20 protein-coding genes are annotated in these 22,352 nt (G+C 59.9%); 13 read left to right on the forward strand and 7 right to left on the reverse strand.

Translation table 11 applies throughout. The annotated features are described in order from the left end of the window. Positions 1-2: 2 nt before the first annotated feature. The gene (locus EXZ61_RS06355) at positions 3-839 is read right to left on the reverse strand and encodes an NAD-dependent epimerase/dehydratase family protein (RefSeq protein WP_142810135.1); all 837 of its coding nucleotides are present in this window, start codon (positions 837-839) and stop codon (positions 3-5) included. 129 nt (positions 840-968) lie between these two features. Between EXZ61_RS06355 and EXZ61_RS06360 the strand changes: the two genes are divergently transcribed. Together EXZ61_RS06360 and gudD are read left to right on the forward strand one after the other, a co-directional pair. Continuing rightward, entirely contained in the window at positions 969-1,703 is a 735-nt protein-coding gene (locus EXZ61_RS06360) for a FadR/GntR family transcriptional regulator (protein WP_237219162.1), read from the forward strand. 71 nt (positions 1,704-1,774) lie between these two features. Beyond that, positions 1,775-3,127 (forward strand): glucarate dehydratase, encoded by a 1,353-nt coding sequence (gene gudD, locus EXZ61_RS06365; protein WP_142810141.1) that lies wholly within the window; start codon positions 1,775-1,777, stop codon positions 3,125-3,127. 114 nt (positions 3,128-3,241) lie between these two features. Here the strand turns inward: gudD and EXZ61_RS06370 are convergent, their stop codons facing one another. Further along, positions 3,242-4,693 (reverse strand): 8-oxoguanine deaminase, encoded by a 1,452-nt coding sequence (locus EXZ61_RS06370; RefSeq protein ID WP_142810144.1) that lies wholly within the window; start codon positions 4,691-4,693, stop codon positions 3,242-3,244. Between the two features lie 69 nt (positions 4,694-4,762). On the opposite strand from EXZ61_RS06370, the gene EXZ61_RS06375 reads away from it, so the two are divergent. From EXZ61_RS06375 to EXZ61_RS06385, 3 genes are all read left to right on the forward strand, one after another. Continuing rightward, positions 4,763-6,139, forward strand: a complete 1,377-nt coding sequence (locus EXZ61_RS06375; RefSeq protein WP_142810147.1) for a glycerate kinase type-2 family protein — start codon at positions 4,763-4,765, stop codon at positions 6,137-6,139. Between the two features lie 110 nt (positions 6,140-6,249). Further along, on the forward strand, positions 6,250-6,906 hold the full coding sequence (locus EXZ61_RS06380) for a Crp/Fnr family transcriptional regulator (protein ID WP_142810148.1): 657 nt from the start codon (positions 6,250-6,252) through the stop codon (positions 6,904-6,906). Positions 6,907-7,071: 165 nt separating this feature from the next. After that, positions 7,072-7,869, forward strand: a complete 798-nt coding sequence (locus EXZ61_RS06385; RefSeq protein WP_142810151.1) for a flagellar brake protein — start codon at positions 7,072-7,074, stop codon at positions 7,867-7,869. 15 nt (positions 7,870-7,884) lie between these two features. Here EXZ61_RS06385 and EXZ61_RS06390 read toward each other — a convergent pair whose 3' ends face one another. The 3 genes from EXZ61_RS06390 to EXZ61_RS06400 are packed head-to-tail and all read right to left on the reverse strand — an operon-like array spanning position 7,885 to position 11,280. Beyond that, positions 7,885-8,535: a GntR family transcriptional regulator gene (locus EXZ61_RS06390; RefSeq protein ID WP_142810153.1), complete on the reverse strand. Its 651-nt coding sequence runs from the start codon at positions 8,533-8,535 to the stop codon at positions 7,885-7,887. Positions 8,536-8,557: 22 nt separating this feature from the next. Further along, positions 8,558-9,931 (reverse strand): aspartate aminotransferase family protein, encoded by a 1,374-nt coding sequence (locus EXZ61_RS06395; protein WP_142810156.1) that lies wholly within the window; start codon positions 9,929-9,931, stop codon positions 8,558-8,560. A gap of 11 nt (positions 9,932-9,942) precedes the next feature. Further along, the gene (locus tag EXZ61_RS06400) at positions 9,943-11,280 is read right to left on the reverse strand and encodes a glutamine synthetase family protein (protein ID WP_142810158.1); all 1,338 of its coding nucleotides are present in this window, start codon (positions 11,278-11,280) and stop codon (positions 9,943-9,945) included. A 717-nt stretch (positions 11,281-11,997) separates the two neighbouring features. Here EXZ61_RS06400 and EXZ61_RS06405 point away from each other — a divergent pair. The 4 genes from EXZ61_RS06405 to EXZ61_RS06420 all read left to right on the forward strand — a co-directional run bounded on the left by EXZ61_RS06405 (position 11,998) and on the right by EXZ61_RS06420 (position 13,737). Next, the gene (locus tag EXZ61_RS06405) at positions 11,998-12,591 is read left to right on the forward strand and encodes an AlbA family DNA-binding domain-containing protein (RefSeq protein WP_142810161.1); all 594 of its coding nucleotides are present in this window, start codon (positions 11,998-12,000) and stop codon (positions 12,589-12,591) included. Between the two features lie 109 nt (positions 12,592-12,700). After that, a complete protein-coding gene (locus tag EXZ61_RS06410; protein WP_142810164.1) occupies positions 12,701-12,970 on the forward strand; it encodes a BrnT family toxin in 270 nt (89 codons plus the stop codon). Continuing rightward, positions 12,954-13,253, forward strand: coding sequence for a BrnA antitoxin family protein (locus EXZ61_RS06415; RefSeq protein ID WP_142810166.1), 300 nt, complete (start codon positions 12,954-12,956; stop codon positions 13,251-13,253). Before EXZ61_RS06410 ends, EXZ61_RS06415 begins: the two co-directional genes overlap by 17 nt. Before the next feature lie 169 nt (positions 13,254-13,422). Then, positions 13,423-13,737 carry a luciferase domain-containing protein gene (locus tag EXZ61_RS06420; RefSeq protein ID WP_142810168.1) on the forward strand — a complete coding sequence of 105 codons (315 nt, stop codon included), beginning with the start codon at positions 13,423-13,425 and terminating at the stop codon, positions 13,735-13,737. A 265-nt stretch (positions 13,738-14,002) separates the two neighbouring features. Here the strand turns inward: EXZ61_RS06420 and xdhB are convergent, their stop codons facing one another. Together xdhB and xdhA are read right to left on the reverse strand one after the other, a co-directional pair. Next, positions 14,003-16,312 (reverse strand): xanthine dehydrogenase molybdopterin binding subunit, encoded by a 2,310-nt coding sequence (xdhB, locus tag EXZ61_RS06425; RefSeq protein ID WP_142810170.1) that lies wholly within the window; start codon positions 16,310-16,312, stop codon positions 14,003-14,005. After that, positions 16,309-17,787, reverse strand: a complete 1,479-nt coding sequence (gene xdhA / locus EXZ61_RS06430; protein ID WP_142810172.1) for a xanthine dehydrogenase small subunit — start codon at positions 17,785-17,787, stop codon at positions 16,309-16,311. Before xdhA ends, xdhB begins: the two co-directional genes overlap by 4 nt. Before the next feature lie 85 nt (positions 17,788-17,872). Between xdhA and EXZ61_RS06435 the strand changes: the two genes are divergently transcribed. The 4 genes from EXZ61_RS06435 to EXZ61_RS06450 are packed head-to-tail and all read left to right on the forward strand — an operon-like array spanning position 17,873 to position 22,351. Continuing rightward, positions 17,873-18,796, forward strand: a complete 924-nt coding sequence (locus EXZ61_RS06435) for a LysR family transcriptional regulator (RefSeq protein ID WP_142810174.1) — start codon at positions 17,873-17,875, stop codon at positions 18,794-18,796. Positions 18,797-18,817: 21 nt separating this feature from the next. Further along, positions 18,818-20,356, forward strand: a complete 1,539-nt coding sequence (locus tag EXZ61_RS06440; protein ID WP_142810176.1) for an ABC transporter ATP-binding protein — start codon at positions 18,818-18,820, stop codon at positions 20,354-20,356. Next, on the forward strand, positions 20,349-21,431 hold the full coding sequence (locus tag EXZ61_RS06445) for an ABC transporter permease (protein ID WP_142810178.1): 1,083 nt from the start codon (positions 20,349-20,351) through the stop codon (positions 21,429-21,431). Before EXZ61_RS06440 ends, EXZ61_RS06445 begins: the two co-directional genes overlap by 8 nt. Next, on the forward strand, positions 21,431-22,351 hold the full coding sequence (locus tag EXZ61_RS06450) for an ABC transporter permease (RefSeq protein ID WP_142810180.1): 921 nt from the start codon (positions 21,431-21,433) through the stop codon (positions 22,349-22,351). Before EXZ61_RS06445 ends, EXZ61_RS06450 begins: the two co-directional genes overlap by 1 nt. Position 22,352 lies beyond the last annotated feature (1 nt).

Raw genomic sequence — 22,352 nt, forward strand, 5'->3', positions numbered from 1 at the left:
CCTCAAGACTTCTTGGGCTGGGCCAAATGCGCGGTCATGGGCTCGCCCTGAAACAGGAAGCCGCCGCCTTGGTAAATGACCGCCGGGTCTGTGACATCGGGTTCTGGCGTGCGTGCATACACGGCTTCGCGAAACGGCGTAGAGCTGTCTTGTGGAACAAAGCCCACATGGCGTGCGGCGGCGTTGTCGTACCAAGCGACCGCGTTGTCGGATACGCCAAAGATGGCGGTGTGCCCGAGCACCGGCGTGGTCAGGCAGGCGGTGACCAAGCGGTGCAAGTCGTCAAAGCTGAGCCAGCTCGCCAGCATGCGGCGGTCGCGTGGCTCCGCAAAGGAGGAGCCGATGCGCAGGCACGCGGTTTCAATGCCATAGCGGTCAAAGTACATGCGCGAGAGGTCTTCACCAAAGGCTTTGCTCACGCCGTACAGACTGTCAGGGCGGGCAGGGTGGTTGAGGGTGATGGTCTCGCTTTGCTTGTAAAAACCCGTGACATGGTTAGAACTGGCGAACACCACGCGCTTTACCCCATGCTTGCGTGCGGCTTCGTATAAGTTGTACACACCCAGAATGTTGGCCTGCAGGATGGGCTCAAACGGTCCTTCGACCGACATGCCGCCAAAGTGCACGATGGCCTGCACGCCGTCTACAGCGGCGTCTACTTGTTGCGCATTGGCCAAATCCGCCAGCATCATCTCTTCGCCTGCACGGGCAGGGCCAAAATCTTGGCGGTCAGAGAGGCGCAACACCTCGCAATTGGCCTTCAAACGGTCCCGCATGGCTGTGCCCAAGCCGCCTGCGGCACCGGTCATTAGCAAAGTGTGGTGTACTTTAATTGTCATGAAAATGAGAGTTTAATGGTCAGTCATACGTTGTCTGATGTGTTAGATTGTGCCCAGTGTTGAGACCGCGTCAAGGATTTTTCTATGGACCTAGTGCAAACCCCTAGGATGCCGAGTGCATCTGCTGCAATGGCTGAAAAGCACGAGGAAGTACGCCCACGGCGGGCCAAAGGCCTGGTCAATGAAGTTGTGGAGAGCCTGGCGCTCAGTATTCGAGAAGGCGGCATCAAGCCTGGCGACAAACTGCCCACGGAGACAGAAATCATGGGGCGTTTTGATGTCAGCCGCACCGTGGTGCGCGAGGCTATTTCCCGCTTGCAAGCCAACCGTTTGGTGGAAACGCGGCATGGCGTTGGCACCTTTGCGCTGCTGCCTCCCAGTAGTACGAATTTTCAAATCGCAGATGTGGACTTTGCCACCGTCGCCGACGTCATTGCCCTGCTGGAACTGCGTATTTCACTGGAAACCGAGGCGGCTGGCCTTGCCGCGCAGCGCCGCACCGAGGCCAACTTGCAGGCCATGCAATCCATGCTGGATGCGTTCCAAAAATCCATTGAAGAAGACTCGGATGCCGTGCCTTCTGACTTCAGCTTTCACATGGAAGTTGCCAAGGCCACAGGCAACCGCCACTTTGCGGATTTGATGACCTACCTGGGTACCATGATCATTCCGCGCACGCGCATCAACACCGCCAGCAGCGCGCCGGAAGGGCGCCTGGCCTACTTGCGGCGCGTGCATGGTGAGCACGAATACATCTTCAACGCCATCCGCAACCAAGATGCAGATGCCGCCCGCGCGGCCATGCGCACCCACTTGGCCAACAGCAAAGACCGGTTGAGAAAGTCGCAGGCTGACGCGGTTTAGTTGTATGATGACTGATCTGTAGGGGCGCCACCCATCCTTCCATTCCGAGCGCCCCGCAATGGAGATTGACCATGACTTCGTCTGAAAACCCCTCTGTGCGCGGCGCCCCTGTGGTGACTGCTCTGCGCGTCATTCCGGTTGCCGGCCATGACGGCATGCTGATGAACCTGAGCGGTGCCCACGCACCGTTTTTTACCCGCAACATCGTCATCCTGACCGACAGCAGCGGCAACACCGGTGTGGGCGAAGTGCCCGGCGGCGAGAAGATCCGCCAGACGCTGGAAGATGCTGCCTCCTTGGTGGTGGGCCAGTCGATTGGCAACTACAACGCCATCCTCAACCGCATGCGCGAAGCCTTTGCCGCCCGCGATAGCGAGGGGCGTGGCCTGCAGACCTTTGACCTGCGCGTGGCGATTCATGCGGTCACCGCGGTGGAAAGTGCCTTGCTCGATTTGCTGGGCAAATTCCTGGGCGTGCCGGTGGCGGCCTTGTTGGGTGACGGCCAACAGCGCAGCAGCGTCGCGGTGCTGGGCTACCTGTTCTATGTGGGCGACCGCCAGAAGACTGACTTGCCCTACATCAGCGAGCCGGATCAGGCAGATGACTGGAAGCGCCTGCGCCACGAGAAAGCCATGGACGCCGACGGCGTGGTGCGTTTGGCCGAGGCCGCTTTTGCGCGCTACGGCTTTCAGGATTTCAAGCTCAAGGGCGGTGTGCTGCGCGGCGAAGAAGAGGTGGAGGCCATCCGCGCCCTGCATGCCCGCTTCCCCCAAGCCCGCATCACCCTGGACCCGAACGGCGGTTGGCTGTTGAATGACGCGGTGCGCCTGTGCCGTGACCTGCATGGCGTGATGGCCTACGCCGAAGACCCCTGCGGTGCCGAAGGCGTGTTTTCCGGCCGCGAAGTCGTGGCTGAGTTCCGCCGCGCCACCGGCCTGCCCACTGCCACCAACATGATTGCCACCGACTGGCGCGAGCTGGCGCATTCGCTGGCCTTGCAGTCGGTGGACATTCCCTTGGCTGACCCGCATTTCTGGACCATGCAGGGCTCGGTGCGCGTGGCGCAGGTCTGCCAGACCTGGGGCCTGACCTGGGGCTCGCATTCCAACAACCACTTTGACGTGTCGCTGGCCATGTTCACCCATGTCGCGGCCGCTGCACCCGGCAAGGTCACAGCCATTGACACCCATTGGATCTGGCAGGACGGCCAGCGCCTGACCACAGACCCGCTGCAGATTGTGGGCGGCCAAATTGCGGTGCCCACCACGCCCGGTTTGGGTGTGGAGTTGGACATGGTTGAAGTGGAAAAAGCCCACCAGCTCTACCTCCAGCACGGCTTGGGCGCACGCAACGACGCGATGGCCATGCAGTACCTGATCCCCGGCTGGAAGTTCGATCCCAAGCGCCCCTGCCTGGTACGCTAAGTTGTTTCTTATGCCTATAGTTATTTAACTAAATTGGCCTCTAGCGCCCATGCATGTTGCGCAAGATGCTCCCATTTTAGGAGCGTCTGCGTTATTGCTGCCTGCTGGCCTAGATTACGCCGCCGCTTGCGCCAGTTGCATCGCCATGGCGTTGTGCCGCTCCATCAGCGGCCCCAGGTCCACGGTGGCCAGCTGGCCTTGGCGCACTACTATTTTGCCGTTCACGACCGTATAGTCCGCCTGCGGGCTGGCGCACAGCAGCAGGCTGCCAATGGGGTCGTGAACCGCGCCACCGGCAAAGCTCAGGGTGTTCAGGTCAAACAGCACCAGGTCCGCACACATGCCCACCGCCAAGTGCCCAATGTCGCTGCGGCCCAGCACTTGGGCCCCGCCGCGGGTGGCCACGCTGAGCACATCGCGTGCGGTCATCTCTGCTGGGCCCAGGTCGCAACCAAAAAAGGTTTTGCGTTCGCCGTTGGCCAGCAGGCGGGTTTCTGGTGGCTGCATGGCACGGCCCACGCGGGCCAGCAACATGGCTTGGCGTGCCTCGTTGACCATATGGGCCGCGTCGTTGCTGGCGCTGCCGTCTACGCCCAAACCCACAGGTACGCCGGCATTGAGCATGCGGCGAATCGGCGCGATACCACTGGCCAGGCGCATATTGCTGCAAGGGCAGTGCGCCACGCCGGTGCGGGTGGCGGCAAACAGGCTGATGCCTTCGTCGTCGAGCTTCACGCAGTGGGCGTGCCACACATCGCTGCCCAGCCAGCCCAGGTCTTGGGCGTATTGCGTGGGCGTGCAGTTGAACTTCTCACGGCTGTAGGCCAGGTCGTGGTCGTTTTCGGCCAAGTGGGTGTGCAAGCGCGCACCGTAGCGGCGGGCCAGCAGGGCCGATTCGCGCATCAGGTCTTGGCTCACGCTAAAGGGCGAGCAGGGTGCCACCGCCACGTTGACCATGCTGCCGTGGTCCGTGGTGTGAAAGGTTTCAATCAGGCGCTGCGTGTCTTTGAGGATGAAGGCTTCGTCTTCCACCACGCGGTCCGGGGGCAGGCCCCCTTTGCTTTGGCCCACGCTCATGCTGCCGCGCGTAGCCACAAAGCGCATACCGATGTCTTGGGCGGCGTGAATGCTGTCGTCCAACTTCACGCCGTTGGGGTAGATGTAGAGGTGGTCGCTGCTGGTGGTGCAGCCCGAGAGCAGCAGCTCTGCCATAGCAATTTGGGTGCTCACATGCACCATCTCTGGCGTGAGGCCCGCCCAGATGGGGTACAGGCCGCGCAGCCAACCAAACAGCTCTGCGTTTTGCACACTGGGGATGGCGCGCGTCAGGCTCTGGTACATATGGTGGTGGGTATTCACCAAGCCCGGTGTGACCAAGTGGCCACTGGCGTCAATCACCTCATCGGCTTGCAAGGCTCCTTGCGGCAGGCCGCTGCTGGGGCCTATGTACTCGATGCGGTGGTCCCGAATCAGAATGCTGGCGTCGCGCAGCTCGGTGGCAAGCGTAGGGTCAGCGTGGTCAAACGTGGCGACGCAGCGGGCCTTGTGAATCAGGAGAGTTGTCATTTTTGTCTTTGTCAAAATGCCAAAATGTGCATACACTGATTGTATACAAAACATAATTTATAACCAACCATGACAAACCCTTCCAACCCCACGTCCGTCGCTTTGGAAGCGCCATGTGCCGATCCCCAGACCGATCCCCAAGGCTTTTTGGCCTATTTGTACGGCGTGGCAGTGCAGCGGGCTTTGCCTGCGCAACATACTGCCAGCTATTTGCCCCAACCACCAGCTAAAGGGGGGCGCACGGTGGTGCTGGGCGCTGGCAAAGCGGGCGGCGCCATGGCCCATGCATTGGATGCCGCTTGGCCGCAAGACCAGCCCTTGGAGGGTTTGGTGGTTACACGCTACGAGCACACGCCGCCGCGCAGCGCAAACTTGCCGCCCTGTCGCATTGAAGTGGTGGAGGCCGCCCACCCTGTGCCCGACGCTGCAGGCTTGGCCGCCGCCCAGCGCATCTTGGAAATTGCGCGCGGCCTGACTGAAAACGATTTGGTGATTTGCCTGATCTCTGGCGGCGGCTCTTCCTTACTCACGCTGCCCGCGCAGTGGGAGGGCGGCGGCGTGTCTTTGGAAGACAAACAACGCATCAACAAGGCCCTGCTCGCCAGCGGCGCCACCATCCAAGAGATGAACTGCGTGCGCAAGCACCTCTCAGGCATCAAGGGTGGGCGCTTGGCAGCAGCCTGCGCCCCGGCCCGGGTGGTCACACTGCTGATTAGCGATGTTCCGGGTGACGAGCCTGACGTCATTGCCAGCGGCCCCACCGTGCCTGACCCCAGCACCTGCGCCCAAGCGCTGGCCATATTGCAGCGCTACGGCATTGCGATAGACGAGGCCTTGGCACAGCAACTCCGCAGTGGCGCCTTGGAAACTCCCAAGCCCGGCGACGCGGTGTTTGCTGGCCACGAAGTTCACATGATGGCAACACCTGCGCAGTCGCTGCAAGCCGCCGCGCAGGCCGCGCGCGCTGCGGGCGTGCAGGCCTATGTGCTGAGCGACGAGATAGAAGGTGAGTCGCGCGAGGTGGGCAAGGTACACGCGGCTTTGGCGAGGTCAGTGGCCCGCAGCGGGCAGCCTTTTGCCAAACCGTGTGTGATCTTGAGCGGCGGCGAAACTACAGTCACCTTGCGCCCACGCGCGCCGGGTGCCGCCAAGGGGCGGGGCGGGCGCGCAGGCGAGTTCTGTATGGGGCTGGCCCAAGCGCTGCAAGGCCAGCCGGGTGTGTGGGCCTTGGCGGCGGATACGGACGGCATTGACGGCGTGGAAGACAACGCAGGCGCATTTGTCACGCCCACCACCTTGCAGCAAGCGCAAGCCAAGGGCATGAAGCTAGATGACTACCTAGACCGCAACGATGCCTATGGTTACTTCGACCCCTTGGGCGCTTTGTTTATCACCGGCCCGACCTTTACAAACGTGAATGATTTCAGGGCCATTTTGGTGCTCTGATGCGCTGAGTTTGCGCCGCATCAAGGCTGGGCCGTGCTCCGAGGCAGGGCCTGCGTGAAGTTTGATCTCTATCAAAACAAGCGCCGTGCCTGCACGGCACAGTGCGGGGCATGTTGGTACGAAGCCTTACTCCGCCTGTTTTTGCAGACCTCGAGCGTTACGCCGCTGGCGCGGTTTTGCAGCGCCGTGGCGAGGCGCAGCAGCATGCCGTCTATGTGGTGTCGGGGCGGGTGGCGCTTGGCGTACTACCTACCGTGCGCGCTGCCAATAACCCAGACGTTCCCGCAAGCTTGGAGCACCAACTTGGCACGGTGGATGGCCCTGCGTGGCTCGACGCAAGTCAAGCCCTGCTGTCTCTGCCCAGCGCCGTAGATGCGGTAGCGCTGGGGCCGGTGATGCTGCGCCGTGTGGCCTTGGCAGACTTCCACGCGACCCTCGCCAGTGATGGCCCACCTCTGCGTGGCGTGCTGGGTGACCTGGTGAATTCACACCGGCAGCAGCTTGAGATGGCAGTGAGTCGCTTGGCCAAAGACGCGGAAGCCCGCTGCGCTGAATGGCTGCTGCGCAACGCCAGTGAAACGGCACAAGGGGACTGTGCAGTGCAACTGCAACTGCGCAAGCGCGCTATTGCGGCGCAACTCGGCATTGCGCCTGAGACCTTGTCGCGCGCGCTGCGCCACCTCAGGGAGCGCCGCCTCATCAGCGGCTCTGGGCGTGTGCTGAATTTGGTGGACCCACCTGGCCTGCGCAGGCTCGCGGGGCTGTAGTCCGCGCTACCCGCTGGGGCAGAGCGACCACAGGGACTAGCGACCTTTGTGGTGCATTGGCTGCACCAGCGCTCTAGGGTGAGCCTTGCTATTGACGCCACTGCCGCTTGGCCTAATGATGTGTGCACCCTTTACCCCGTATGACGCCATTGCGCCCCTTACTGAATGAGCCTGAGCCCCGAACCTGCCGACCACTCTGACGATGCCTTGCAGGCTGCCCCCGTCCCACTAGAGCCCTTGCCAGAGCTGCCGCCTGCAGACGCCAGCGCCGAAGCCACCAAAACCACGTTCCCATTTGAGGCCATGAACCTGAAGGTGGGCGACCGCTTGCAGGCCCAGCCGCCTACCAAGTTGTCCGTCGAGCGCTGCGCCGTGCGTCTGATTGGCTATGTGCCTGATGTGAGCATGTTGGTCACCACGCCCGCCACTGCCAATGCCGTGCGCTTGCAGCTCATCGAGGGCGACCAGTTGGTCATGCGGGTGTTTTCTAGCCAAAACGCCTTTGGCTTTGCGTGCGATGTGCAGCGGGTGTGCAAGCTGCCGTACCCCTACTTGCACATCACCTTTCCCAAGGAAGTGCAGGGCACCGTGATCCGCAAGGCGCCACGCGTCAAAACCAAAATCATTGCCAAGGTCAACACCGAGAAAGAAGGCGGCCATGATTTGCCCGGTGTGATCTCCAACCTCAGCGCCAACGGTGCTTTGCTAGACGCCCGGCGCAACTTGGCAGTACCCGGTGACAGCATTCGCCTGTCGTTCAAACTCAAGCTGCACAACATTGAAGCCCATCTGTCGCTGGTGGCCACCGTGCGTGCCGTGTTTGGTGACGAGGTGCTGAACCAAGGCGGCTCATCGCTGGCGCACTTTGGCTTGGAGTTCAACAATTTGGCCGCTAATGACCAAATGATTCTGCAGAGCATGGTCTACCAGCAGATGATTGAGCGGCCCCAATCTTTGGTCTGACTCAGACTCCGGCGTTCAAGCCTCGCAGCGCTGGCGTAAAAACTGTCCGGCTACAAACAAGTCACGCTCAATGGCCCGCCGCGCCGCCGCGCCATTGCGGGTTTCTAGGGCACGCACCAAGTCCACATGCGCATCGTTGAGCACATGGCTAGCTTGCGGGTCTTCAAACAGTTGGTTGGACAGCGGCCCAACTTTGAGCCACACGGTTTCAATCAGGTCCATCAGGGTGGGGGAGCCTGCGGCTTGGTACAGCCGCACATGGAAGTCTTCATTGGCGTCTAGGTAGCCTTTGGCGTCCCCCGCCTTCAGTGCTGCTTCCATCTCGCTTAGCAGCGCCTGCAGGGCAGAGCGGTCGGCATCGCTGGCGCGCAGGGCACCGCGCTCTGCCGCTTCACCCTCCAAGAGCAAGCGGTTTTGCAGCACATCGTCAAACTCAGCCCGCGTGAGTTTGGGCACAGCTACACCCCGGTTAGGGCTGTAGCTGAGTGCGCCTTCGGCCGCCAACCGCTGCAGCGCCGCGCGTACGGGCATGACGCCAATGCCTAAGTCTGCAGCGACGTCCCGAATCTTGAGCCGCTCGCCGGGCAAAAACTTGCCCACCGTGATCCACTGGCGCAGCGTGGCGTAGGTAGTGTGCTCTTGGTTGGTGGTGGCGGGCTGGCTCATGGGGGTCAAACAGGGTAAGGCTTTAAGGTGCAGTTAGCTTGGCCAGCACATCGTTAAACGCGCTCAGCAGGCTGTGCACATCGGCCATGGTGGTGGCGGGGCTTGCCAGCAGCATATTGTGAAACGGCGTGATCATCACACCGCGGTTGAGCAGCGCAAGGTGAATCAGTTGCTCTAGCTCGGAGTCCAGCATGTGTTCCGCCTGCGTGCCGTTACGCGGTGGCTGCGCCGCAAACTGAAACTCGCAGCGCGCACCTACCTGCGTCACGCACCAGGGCAGGCTGTGGCGGGCAATGCTGGCGCGCAAGCCCTCTGCCATGGCGCCCGCCAGTTGCAGCATGTGGGCAAAGGCAGTGTCGGTAGCTACCTCGCCCAAGGTAGCGCGCATGGCGGCCATGGCCAGCATATTGGCGGTGAGCGTGGTGCCTATGCCCGAGTGGCCGGGCGGCGCATCGCGCTTGGCTTGCATCGCGCGCTGGGCCAGCTCTGCGCTAAAGCCGTACACCGCGCAGGGCACACCACCACCTATGGGCTTGCCGAACACCAAGGCATCGGGCTTCAGGCCGTGGGTGGCTGCATAGCCGCCGGGGCCGCTGCTCAGGGTGTGGGTCTCGTCCAAGATCAGCATGGCGCCATGTTGGCGTATGAGGGCTTGCGCGGCCTCCCAATACCCGGGCTCGGGGAGCACCATGCCAATGTTGGTCATCACCGGCTCGGCCAGCACACAGGCAATGTCGCCAGCCGCCAGCGCTGCCTCTAGCGCGGCCAGGTCGTTGAACTCCACCACCACGGTGTATTGGGTGAGGTCTTGCACCTGGCCTAGCAAGCTGTCGCGTTGCTGCGGCTTGCCGCCGACCAAGTCCACAAACACGTCATCCACCGTGCCGTGGTAGCAGCCGTTAAACACCAGCAACTTTTTGCGCCCGGTGGCGGCGCGCACCCAGCGCAGCAAGAAGCGGTTGGCGTCGCTGGCGGTCATGGCGCTTTGCCACATGGGCAGGCCAAAACGGCGGGCTAGCTCTGCGCCTACCCAAGCCGCATCGGCCGTGGCCAGCATGGTGGTGCAGCCCTTGGCCATTTGGGTTTGCACCGCGTGCACCACCGGGGCGGGCGCGTGGCCAAACATGGCGCCGGTGTCGCCCAGGCAAAAATCCACGCGGGTGTGGCCGTCTACATCGGTGACCAAGGCACCGTGGGCATGGGCTACGTGCAAGGCAAAGGGGGTGGACCAGTCGTTCATCCAGTGCAGCGGCACACCAAACAGCCAGTGCGGTGCAGCCTGCGCCGCCAAGGCTTGTGAGCGTGGGTTGTTGGCAACGAAGTGGGCGCGTTCGCGCTCGGCCATGCGCTGCAAGTTGGCGTCAGAAAGCCCGTTGCGGGTAGCAGTGTGTGACATGGTGGTGCTCCTTAAACCAACAGCAACAAATGCTCACGCTCCCACGAGCTGATGACGCGGTTGTAGGTGGCGTATTCCAGCTCCTTAACCGCGCAAAACGCCGTGGTGAACTCAGGCCACAGCACCGAGGACAAGGCATCGCATTGGCGCATGCGCGTGATGGCGTCTTGCAGGTGGTTGGGCAGCTCGTAATCCAAGTTCCAAGCACTGCTGTCCATGGGGTCTGAGGGTTTGATTTTTTCCATCATGCCCAGGTAGCCACAGGCCAGCGTGGCCGCCATGGCTAGGTAGGGGTTCACATCCACACCGGGCACGCGGTTTTCAACCCGTCGCGCTTGCGGTGATGACTTGGGTATGCGTATGCCGCAGGTGCGGTTGTCGTGGCCCCACTGCACATTGATGGGCGCCGACATAAAGCGCGATAGCCGCCGGTATGAGTTCACATAGGGCGCCAGCATGGGCATGACCTGGGGCACATACTTTTGCAGCCCGCCAATGTAGTGGGCAAAGTGCGCGCTAGCCGAGCCATCGGCCAGGCTGAAGATGTTGTCGCCGGTGTGCGCATCCACAATGCTTTGGTGAATGTGCATGGCACTGCCGGGCTCGCGCTCCATGGGCTTGGCCATGAAGGTCGCAAAAATGCCGTGGCGCAGCGCCGTTTCACGCACTGTGCGCTTGAACAAAAACACCCGGTCGGCCAAATCCATAGGGTCGCCATGCGAGAAGTTAATCTCCATCTGGCCCGCACCCGCTTCGTGAATCAGCGTCTCCACTCCCAAGCGGTGCACGCCGCAAAACTGCGACAGCTCCATAAAAAACGGGTCAAAGTCATTCACCGCGTCAATGGAGTACGACTGCCGCCCCGCCTCGGGCTTGCCTGTGCGGCCCAAGGGCGGCTGCAGTGGCTCGTGCGGGTTTTGTTGGCGGGCCACCAGGTAAAACTCCATCTCAGGCGCCACCACCGGGCGCCAGCCTTGCGCCTCGTACAAAGACACCACATGGCGCAGCACCGCGCGCGGCGACAGGTGCACCGGCGAGCCATCGAATTCTTGGCAATCGTGAATCACCACGGCCACGGGCTCCGCCGCCCAAGGCACGATGCGCACCGTGCTCACATCGGGCATACACACCATGTCGGGGTCCGTCTCGCCCACAAACGGGCCGTTGTCCGGCTGCTGGCCGTTCACGGTGTTGAGCAGCACGCTCTTGGGCAGGCGCATCTCGCCCGCTTGCAAAAACAGGTCCTTAGGCAAGATCTTGCCCCGCGCAATCCCCGTCATATCGGGTATCACGCACTCCACCTCATGGATACGGTTGTCGCTCAAAAACTGGGTAATGCTGTCGCTCATGGCTATGGCCGGTGGTTAAATTGGCCGCAATGGTATTTGTGATCACAAATTAAGTCAAATGATGAATATTTGCTTCATTTTGCAAATTTGTGATCATTTTTAGCCATTCGAAAGAGCTGGGGTCAATCTCGTGCCTGCGCTTGTTTGTGGTTGGGTGCTATATAAGTAATAGCTGTATGCGCAATACCCATGGGCGCTAAAGGCTGAAATGGCCATTTCCTTCATTTGTGGCAAATAGGTGCTGAACACTGACTGAAGAACTGCCAAAAGTTGCCCCAGTAATTGCCAATGCCCTGCAAACTTTTTCAGTCTATTTTTAATGTACGTCGCTGATCGGTGTTCCCCGCGACGTCGGAAGGTTGTGCACTAAGTGATTGCGGCAATCATCAAGCTGGGGAGCACAGTTGCGAGTATCGGCAAATGGCTGTTGGGGCGCTAGTTAGCGTTGTACAACAGATAGAGTTAGGCTTCGCATTTGCAGCATTCTCTGAACTTGGGCTGGTCCGTCCAATTTGAATCTCACTTGGCTAGGGGCGAGCTTTTGCATCCGCGGGTCTCGGTTGATCTGCCAGAATATCGATATCCATTTAACAAAGTCGAAAGATAGATAAAGTGAGGTTGCAAGCCACTTTATGGAGGGGTTGATGACCAGAATATCGAGCATCAGCCAGTTTATGGAGTACCACTGGTGCTCTGGGTATTACGTTAGCCACCTTAATGCACACACCACAAGACATCGAGCGGTTGCTCAACCAGGGCGAAAGCCCTTCAGTTGAGTTCAGGGTCAGTACGCCATTTCCCGAGAGTCTGTCGCGTCTGATATCAGGGTTCGCAAACACGATTGGCGGCACTTTGATCGTTGGCATAAGAGAGCCAAACACAATCATCGGAACAGACATAGCGCGTTTTGAGAAGTTTGTTCAAAAGACCAAGGAGCGGCTAAACGGAAAAGTCGAGCTTTCTTATTACTCGATAGAGCTGGGAGGAAAGCTCCTTGGTGTTCTAGAGGTAAAGAAATCCAAGATCCCAATTGCCTCCCCAGAAGGCTACTTTCGCCGAGTCGGTGATAAAGAGGTTCCGCTCGATGCAAATCAAATTGTGGAACTCATGTCTTCGGTTCCCGATCATGCCGACGCCATTGCTTCTCTCAGCAAAACGATAGCTGAACAGTCCGCTGAGTTCGGCAAGCTCAGAGAGTCGTTCGAAAAGGCCAATTCTTGGAAGCGCAAGGCCTTATATGCAGTTCTTGGTGCTGCCGCGACCGCAGTGGTAAAGCTTGTTCTTGCGGCGTTCGGGCTCGCAGGTGGCTAATCCATCATTCAAACGGACTGCCTTCGGCAGTCGCTGAATTCCAACGTTCGTCTACACCAAATGCAGCACCGCCGGTTGCTTGGCTTAATTGTTGTAGCTACAATTAAGAATGCGAATTGAGTTCGACCCAGCCAAAGACGCGTCCAATCAAGAGAAGCATGGCCTGTCACTTGCTGTGGCATCGGCGCTTGACTGGGAGCACGCTCTGGTGTGGGTTGATGATCGGTATGAATATGGTGAGTTGCGCATGATCGCTCTCGCACCGGATACGGGAATTCTGTACTACGTGGCGTTTGTGGATCGTGATGATGCCCGCAGGATCATCAGTTTGCGCAAGGCCAATCGACGTGAGGTGAAGCACTATGTCAAAAGTACCTAAACGGCCAGCGGTTGTCATGCCGACCGTGGCTGAAGACAAAGCCATTACGGTTGCTGCCAAGGCCGACCCAGATGCACAACCCCTAACCCCGAAGCAGTTGCAGGCCATGGTTCCGCTCAAGGCGGTGCGCGGTAGGCCCAAATCTGACAACAAGAAGTTGCTTGTCTCTGTCCGGTACAGCCCCGAGGTTGTGGCGTACTTCAAGTCAACAGGCGAAGGTTGGCAGTCGCGCATGGATGGCGTGTTGCAGCAGTACGTTGCCCGTCATTCGCGCAGGGCATGACGCCGAACCAGTCGATGGCGTCGCATCGCAACGGCGGGCCGCTTCAGGCCCCCATTTCATTGGGGGCCGTCAGTGCACATCCGCTGCTAGCGGCTCAGCTTAGGAGTTGGGCAGAACAGTCCACACCCATTCAGCTCCGCCGTTCAGAAGTCTCGATCTTCGTCAAACCATGACCGTATTCAAGCAACAGTTGCTTCAGTTGCTCGCCTCTGTAGAGGGCGTGACAGTTGAGCCATCCCCGGTTGCAGGGGGCGCTGCCCTTTTCTTCCGAGGGAGGGAGTTCGCACACTTCCACCATGACAACGAGCTCGACCTGCGCCTAACAAAGAAGGTCATTTCGTCCTTGGAGCTGTCACACCCTGTAGGGTCAGTACATCACCCGCTGCGGGCTGCAGGTTCACCGTGGATCGAAGTACGCTTCAACTCAGAGCGCGAGGTCCAGCGTGCAGCTGAATTGGTTGTGCTGGCGGTCGCACAGCTGTAGCCGACAGAATCCGTTGGACATGAACACGAGTTCACCCACCAGGCTTCACATGCGGCCTATCAGCTTGCATGTCGCCCACCTGCAGCAGCAGGTCGCCGCTTCGCGGCGCTAGGTGCAGCGGGCGCTGGGTCAGGGTGTTCAGCTGTCAAGTCTCTTCTTCGTAGCTTTTTGAAGGCAATTGAAAAAAAGGCCCATCACCTCTCGCAGGTGATGGGCCTAAGGCTTCGTCAACCCAAACTGTTGTCAGTTCATAGTCTTGCTCGTATCAAACGGCCAAAGCTTTCAACACGTTTTCAGCAGTAGCAGGTGCGGTGAGTTGCACGGGGGCTTGGCCGCCTTTGGCGTGGGCTACGGCGTCGCGCAGGGCTTCAAACACGCTGATGGCCAGCATGAATGGGGGCTCGCCCACGGCTTTGGAGCCAAATACGTTGTCTTCTGGGTTTGGCTCATGCCACAGGTCTACCTTGAAGTGCGCGGGCACGTCACCGGCGGTGGGGATTTTGTAGGTGCTGGGCGCGTGGGTCGCTAGGTAGCCCTTGTCGTTCCACACCAGTTGTTCGGTGGTGAGCCAGCCCATGCCTTGCACAAACGCACCTTCGATTTGGCCCACGTCCAGCCCGGGGTTGATGGAGCGGCCCACGTCATGCAGGATGTCCACCTTGAGCACTTTGCTCTCGCCAGTCAGGGTGTCGATAGCCACTTCGGTGCAGGCGGCGCCATAGGCAAAGTAGTAAAACGGGCGCCCGCTCAGGGTTACTTTGTCGTAATGAATTTTGGGTGTGCGGTAGAAGCCATCGCTCCACAGCTGAATGCGGTTGGCATAGGCTTGTTTCACCACATCGTCAAAGCTGCGCGTGAGCTTGGGCGACATGATGTTGCCGCCTGCAAAGCGCACCGCACCTGCGCCGCAGCCGTCCAGCCCACTCACAAAGGCAGCCAAGTTGTCGCGCACATGGCGCGCTGCAAACTGGGCGGCGCGGCCGTTGAGGTCGGTACCGGCCGATGCGGCGGTGGCGGACGCGTTGGGGATCTTGCTGGTGTCGCTAGCGGTGCACAGTACGCGCGAGAAGGGTACGCCCAGTTCGTCGGCCACGATTTGAGCCACCTTGGTGTGCAGGCCCTGGCCCATTTCGCTGCCGCCGTGGTTCACCTGCACGCTGCCGTCGGTGTACACATGCACCAGCGCACCGGCTTGGTTAAACAGCGTGGCAGTGAAGGAGATACCAAACTTGACCGGCGTGAGCGCGATGCCACGCTTGATGATGGGGCTGGTCTTGTTCCAAGCCGAAATAGCCTGTTTGCGCCGTCGGTACTGCGCAGAATGCTCTAGTTGTGATAGCAATGGCTGCAGGATGTTGTCTTCCACCCGCATGCCGTAGTGGGTGGTGTTGCGCGTCTTTAGCTCATAGAGGTTGCGCATACGCACATCCATGGGGTCCAGGCCCAGATGGCGGGCAATGTCACCCATGATGCTTTCAATCACGATCACGCCTTGTGGGCCGCCAAAGCCGCGAAACGCGGTGTGGCTCTGCGTATTGAGCTTGCAGCGGAATGAGGCGATGTCTACGTCTTCTAAGAAGTAGGCGTTGTCGCTGTGGAAGATGGCGCGGTCTGCCACGGGGCCCGACAAGTCGGCGCTAAAGCCGCAGTTGGCCGCCATCATGAGTTTCAGGCCCGACAGGCGCCCGGTGTCGTCAAAGCCCACGGTGTATTCGTAGGCAAAGGGGTGGCGCTTGCCGGTGACCATGAAGTCGTCGTCACGGTCCAGACGCAGCTTGACGGGGCGGCGCAGCTTGTTGGCCGCAATGGCCGCCCACACGGCCAAGTGGCCTGCCTGGGTTTCTTTGCCACCAAAGCCGCCGCCCATGCGGCGGCACTCCACCTTCACGGCGTGGTTGTCAATGCCCAAGGCGTGGCTCACCCAGTGCTGCACTTCACCGGGGTGCTGCGTGCTGGAGTACACCCACCATTGGTTTTGTTCCAGCGGCAGCACGTAGGCCACCTGGCCTTCGAGGTAAAAGTGCTCTTGGCCGCCCACTTCTAGCGTGCCGCTCAGCGTGTGCTTGGCCTTGGACAAAGCCGCTTGGGCGTCACCCCGCTTCACGTACACCGGGGGCAGCACAAAGCTCTTGGCGGCCAGGGCGTCTTTGACGGTGAGGATGGCGGGCAGGGCTTCGATATGGAGTTTGACCTTGCGCGCGGCACGGCGTGCTTGCATCACGGTGTCGGCCACCACCACGCCAATGACTTGGCCGATGTGCTGCACGGTGTCGATGGCAAACACGGGCTCGTCACCCGCAAACGCGGCCAACATGGGGTCGCCGGGAATGTCGCGCGACAAGACCACAGCGCGCACGCCAGGCATGGCCAAGGCGGCGTTGCTGTCCACACCGAGCAACTTGCCATGGGCCACGGTGGACAAAATGGGCGCGGCGTGCAAAGTGCCGCGCACTTCGGGCATGTCGTCAATGTAGGTGGCGGCACCGGCTACTTGGGCGCGGGCACTTTCGTGGGCGCGGGTAACGCCTGCTGCGGGGCCTGTGTCAGTGGGGGCGGTGTGGGTGTGTTTGCTCATGCCGCTTCTCCTTCCAGGGGCAGGCTGTGTAAATCGATTTGCTGCAAGCCTTGGCTTTCCAGCCAGAAGCGCTGCAAGAGGTTGCCCAGCACCTGCGTGCGGTAGGCGGCACTGGCGCGCACATCGCTAATGGGTGTGAACTCGGCACGCAGCACGGCCATGGCGGCTTGCACGGTGGCTGGTGTCCAAGGCTGGCCTAGTAGCGCAGCCTGTGTTTTACGGGCACGCACCGGGGTGGCGGCCACACCGCCTGCACCGATGGAGGCCGACGTGACCACACCGTTGTCAATCTGCAGGTTGATAGCGAGACACACGGCAGAGATGTCGTCTTCAAAGCGCTTGGAAATTTTGTAGACCGCAGACTTTTCGCCAGCGGTGGCTTTGGGCACTTTGATCCACGCCAGCACTTCGTCGGGCGCCATGACGTTTTTACGGTAGCTGATGTACAGGTCTTCTAGTGGCATTTCGCGGTGGACCACTTTGCCCTTGCGGTAGGCCATGAGCACCACGTTGGCTTGCAGCGCAATCAAGAGCGGCATGGAGTCGCCAATGGGCGAACCATTGGCCACATTGCCTCCTAGCGTGCCCGAGTTGCGCACGGGCAAGCCGGCAAAACGGTGGGCAAAGCTTGTGAGCTGCGGCCGGTCGGCCACCAAGGCGGCGAACGCGTCGGTCAGCGTGGCGGCAGCGCCTATGGCGATGTGGTGGGGGTAGTCTTCAATGCGGCGCAACTCGGCCACTTGGGTGGTGTCTAGCACGCGCGGAAACTGCATGTGCATTTTGGTGATCCACAGCCCCACATCGGTGCACCCGGCCACCAACTGGGCATCGGGGAACTGCGCGCGCGCTTGCAGCAAGCCCAGCAGTGTTTGCGGTGACTGATAGGTGGAATTGGCCTCTGGCGCCCGTGGTTCTTGGGCGAGTAGCTCTAAATTCAATAGCAATTCGGCCTCGTTGACTTGCGCCAATGGCAAGGCTTGCATGGCTTGGGTGGCGTCCAAAATAGGGCGGTAGCCGGTGCAGCGGCACAGGTTGCCAGAGAGGGCGGCTTGTGCTTCTTCACGGCTGATGGCTTGGCCCTTGCACGTTTTGTTTTGGTACATACCAAACATGCTCATCACAAAGCCCGGGGTGCAAAAGCCGCACTGCGAGCCGTGGCACTCCACCATGGCCTCTTGGGCAGGGTGCAAGCTGCCATCGTCTTGGGCGAGGTCTTCTACCGTCCACAAGGCCATGCCGTCGATAGAGTGCGCTAAGCGAATGCAGCTATTGACTGCGCTGTATTTCACTTGCTCGCCATCGGCTTGGCCAAGCACCACGGTGCAGGCGCCACAGTCGCCTTCACCGCAGCCTTCTTTGGTGCCGGTGCAGTGCATGTCTTCACGCAAAACTTCGAGCAAAGTGCGGTTGGGTTCTATGCCGTTGAGGGTGACGACTTCGCCACCTCGGATGAATCGCAAAGGTTGAGTGTTCATTCTTAAATTCCTTGAGCGCGAGGGTAAATCGGCGCGCTACGCCAACCCATACGCATTAGCATATGGCCAAAATTCAAGGACCAGTATGAGAGACCAATCGCTTTTCGACAAGATAGACCTCCACTTGATTAAGGTTCTGCATACTGTGTTAACTGAACGAAGCGTATCGCGAGCGGCTATCCGACTGGGCATGCACCAGCCGGCGGTCAGCGCATCGCTCAAACGGTTGCGCGACTACGCGGGTGACCCACTCTTGGTCCGCTCCGGCACAGGCATGGTGCCCACCGAAGCGGGCTTGCGCATGCTAGAGCCCAGTGCCAGCATTTTGCGTGCCGCACAGATGCTGTTTTCAGATGCGCGGGGCTTTGAGCCTGGCACGTCGCGCATTACGTTTCGCATTGGTGCGAGCGACTATTTAGACCCCCTGTTTTTGCCGCACTTGGTGGCGCAAATCAAAGCGCAAGCACCGTTTGCTGAGCTAGAAATTCACCCCCTATCGGCCGCGTCTGACTACCGCGCGCAATTGGCACAAGGCGATGTGGATGTGGTGATTGGCAACTGGACCACGCCACCGCAAGACTTTCACTTGAGCCGCTTGTTTAGTGATGAGGTGGTGTGTCTGGTGTCCGACAAGCACCCCGCCGCGCGCCGTGGCTGGGACATTAACGCGTGGCTAGAGGCCGAGCACATTGCCCCGGCAGCTACGCACCCCGGCGCCAAAGGGGTGATCGACGAGCATTTGGCAAGCCTTGGCATGCAGCGCAACATCGTGGCGCGCTGCCCTTACTTTGGCCTGATCCCCAGCATGGTGGCATCAACCTTGCTGGTGATGACCACCGGGCGTCAGTATTGCGAGCGTTTTGTAGACACGCTCCCAGTGAAGATTCTTCCCTGCCCAATTGCGTTCCCGCAGTTGATGTACTACCAGCTGTGGCATGAAAGAACCCACACCTCAAGCGCCAGCCGTTGGCTGCGCGAGAGAGTAAAGTCAGTTGCTGCAGCGCTTTGACACGAGTGAGACAAAAAAAAGATGACCATCCCCAGACTTCAATTAACCGGCATCACCAAAGCCTACCCGGCGGTGATTGCCAATAGCGAGGTTTCGCTCACAGTGATGCCGGGGGAAACCCATGCGGTGCTCGGCGAAAACGGCGCCGGCAAATCCACCCTGATGAAGATCATCTATGGCTCCATCAAGCCAGATGCTGGTCAGATCATGGTCAATGGCAAAGCGGTCAATATCCGCAACCCCAAGGAAGCGCGGGCCTTGGGCATCAGCATGGTGTTTCAGCATTTCAACCTGTTTGACACCATGACGGTGGCTGAAAACGTGTGGCTGGGTTTGGACAAGAGCGAGAGCTTGGTGCAGGTGACGGCCAGCATCACCGCCAAAGCAGCGGAATACGGCTTGGACATTGATCCCGCGCGCCCTGTGCACACCTTGAGCGTGGGGGAAATGCAGCGGGTAGAAATCATTCGCGCACTCTTGACCAACCCCAAGGTGCTGATTTTGGATGAGCCCACCTCGGTGCTCACACCGCAGGCCGTGGAGAAGCTGTTTGTGGTGCTCAAAAAGCTGGCCTCTGAAGGCTGCAGCATTTTGTACATCAGCCACAAGCTGCATGAAATTCGCGAGCTCTGCAATGCCTGCACGGTGCTGCGCGGCGGCAAGGTGACAGGGGTTTGCAACCCCTCACAAGAGTCCAACGCATCGCTCTCACGCATGATGATTGGCGCTGAGCCGCCACAGTTGGAACACCGCGCACAAGCGGCCGGAAAGCCTGTTTTGACGCTCAAGTCTTTGAGCTTGCCGCGTGAAGACCAGTTTGGCGTGGACCTGGATGGCATCCACTTGCAAGTGCGCGCGGGTGAAGTGGTGGGCATCGCTGGCGTTTCGGGCAACGGCCAAAAAGAGTTGCTCTACGCACTGTCTGGCGAAGACTGCCGCGCGCCCAAAGGCAGCGTGAGCATGGAAGGCATTGATGTATCTGGCATGCACCCCGGTGGGCGGCGCAAGCTGGGCTTGCACTTTGTGCCTGAAGAGCGCTTGGGGCGCGGCGCAGTGCCGTCCCTGAGCTTGGCAGACAACCTGCTGCTGACGCGCACCGAGTCTATTTCTATGCCGCGCTTTGCGGGTGGCTGGATTCGCGTGAAGCAGTTGGAGGAGCATGCGGCGCGCATCATCCAAGGCTACAACGTGAAGGCCGGTGGGCCGCACGCCGTGGCGCGCTCTTTGTCGGGCGGCAATTTGCAAAAGTTCATTGTGGGCCGCGAGATTGACGCCAAGCCCAAGCTGTTTATCGTGTCGCAACCCACCTGGGGCGTGGATGTGGGCGCTGCTGCGCAAATTCGCGGTGAAATCTTGGCCCTGCGCGACGCAGGCTGCGCCGTGCTGGTGGTCAGTGAAGAACTGGACGAGCTGTTTGAGGTGAGCGACCGCATGCATGTGATTGCGCGCGGGCGGCTGTCGCCGTCGGTGGCTGTGGCAGATGCAACAGTGGAAAAAATCGGTGAATGGATGAGCGGCTTGTGGCAACAGCCTACCGCGGTAGGAGCACAACATGGCTAAGCGACAACTCAAACTGGAGGCGCGTCCTCAGCCCTCTAAGGCGTGGAGCTACGGCTCGCCTTTGCTGGCCCTGGTGTTCACGGTGATCATTGGTGTGGTCTTGTTTGTCATCTTGGGCAAAGACCCGGTGCGTGGCTTGCAAGTGTTTTTCTGGGACCCCATTAAAAATGGCTATGCGCTGGGCGAGCTGATGGTGAAGGCCATTCCGCTGCTCATCATCGCGCTGGGCTTGGCGGTGTGCTTTCGCTCGAATGTGTGGAACATTGGTGCGGAAGGGCAATATGTGCTGGGGGCGATTGCCGCCAGTGGTGTCGCCTTGATGGCAGACCAGTCCACGGGCAAATGGATTGTGGTGCCCATCGTGCTGGCCGGTGTTTTGGGTGGCATGTTTTGGGCGGGTATCACCGCGTTTTTGCGTGACAAGTTCAACGCCAATGAAATTTTGGTGAGCTTGATGCTGGTGTATGTGGCCATTCAGGTGCTGAGTTTCATGGTCTTTGGCCCCTGGAAAGACCCGAACGGGTACAACTTTCCCCAGACCAAAAACTTTGATTTGGTCACCCGTATCCCGCGCTTGTTTGAGGGCTCACGGGTCAGTATCGGATTGATATTTGCCTTGGTCGGTGTCGCCGGTATCTGGGTATTCCTGTTTCGCACCCGCGCTGGGTTCGCGCAGCAAGTCGGCGGCTTGGCCCCTGCGGCCTCGCGCTATGCGGGCTTTTCGTCACGCCGAGCATTGTGGACGGCGCTGTTGATCTCAGGGGGGATGGCGGGCTTGGCCGGTGCGCTGGAAGTGGCCGGTCCTATTGGACAGCTCACGCCCTACGTGCCCGCAGGCTACGGCTTTGCGGCCATTATCGTGGCCTATGTGGGGCGCTTGCACCCTGTAGGCATGGTGTTTTCCGCCGTGCTGATGAGCATGTTTTACATCGGTGGTGAGTTGGCGCAGTCTCGCTTGGGCCTGCCGCGTTCCCTTACTGGGGTGTTCCAAGGTTTGTTGTTGTTCTCATTGCTAGCGTGCGACACGCTGGTGAACTACCGGCTGAAATTTGCCGTCGTTGGAGGTAAGAAATAATGGAATCCTACGCACTGCTGATTGCAGCCACTCTGAACGCTGGGACGGTGTTGGCGATTGCCTCCCTCGGGCTTTTGATCAACGAAAAGGCGGGCATTGTGAACTTGGGCGCCGAGGGCATGATGCTCTGTGCCGCGATTGCCGGATTTGCCACCGTGGTGGCTACGGGGAGCGACGTAATGGGCTTTGCCGCGGGCATGGCTGCGGGTGCTTTCATGGCAGCTATTTTTGGCGGGCTGGTCATCTGGCTCAACACCAACCAGTACGCCACGGGCTTGGCGCTGAGTTTGTTTGGGGCGGGTTTCTCTGCGTTTGCAGGTATTGCCTATGTGCAGGCCAAGATGCCTGAGCGCCAGCAGTTCGCGGTGCCTTATCTCTCAGACATTCCGTTTGTGGGGTCTGCGCTCTTTCGCCAACATCCGCTGGTGTACCTCACGGTGGTTTTTGCCGCGGCCCTGATTTGGTTTTTGTACCGCACACGTGCAGGTCTTATTTTGCGCAGCGTGGGCGAGAGCCCTGAGTCTGCCCATGCCTTGGGCTACCCGGTGCGCCGCATTCGCTTGGCTGCGGTAGTGACGGGCGGTGCCTTGTGTGGCTTGGCCGGTGCCTATATCTCAGTGATCTACACCCCTCTGTGGGTGGAGGGTATGGTGGCTGGCAAGGGCTGGATTGCCTTGGCCTTGACTACGTTTGCAACGTGGCGCCCGGCACGGGTATTGCTAGGTGCTTACCTCTTTGGTGGTGTGACGATGCTGCAGTTTCATCTGCAAGGAGTGGGGGTCGAAGTGCCCAGCCAGTTCTTGAGCATGCTGCCCTATCTTGCGACCATAGTGGTGCTGGCCTTGATATCACGTAATCCACGGTGGATTCGTATTAATATGCCAGCAGCAATTGGAAAACCGTTTTATCCAGGCTCTTGAT

Origin of the sequence: Rhodoferax aquaticus, from assembly GCF_006974105.1 — a bacterium.
GTDB lineage: Bacteria > Pseudomonadota > Gammaproteobacteria > Burkholderiales > Burkholderiaceae_C > Allorhodoferax > Allorhodoferax aquaticus_A.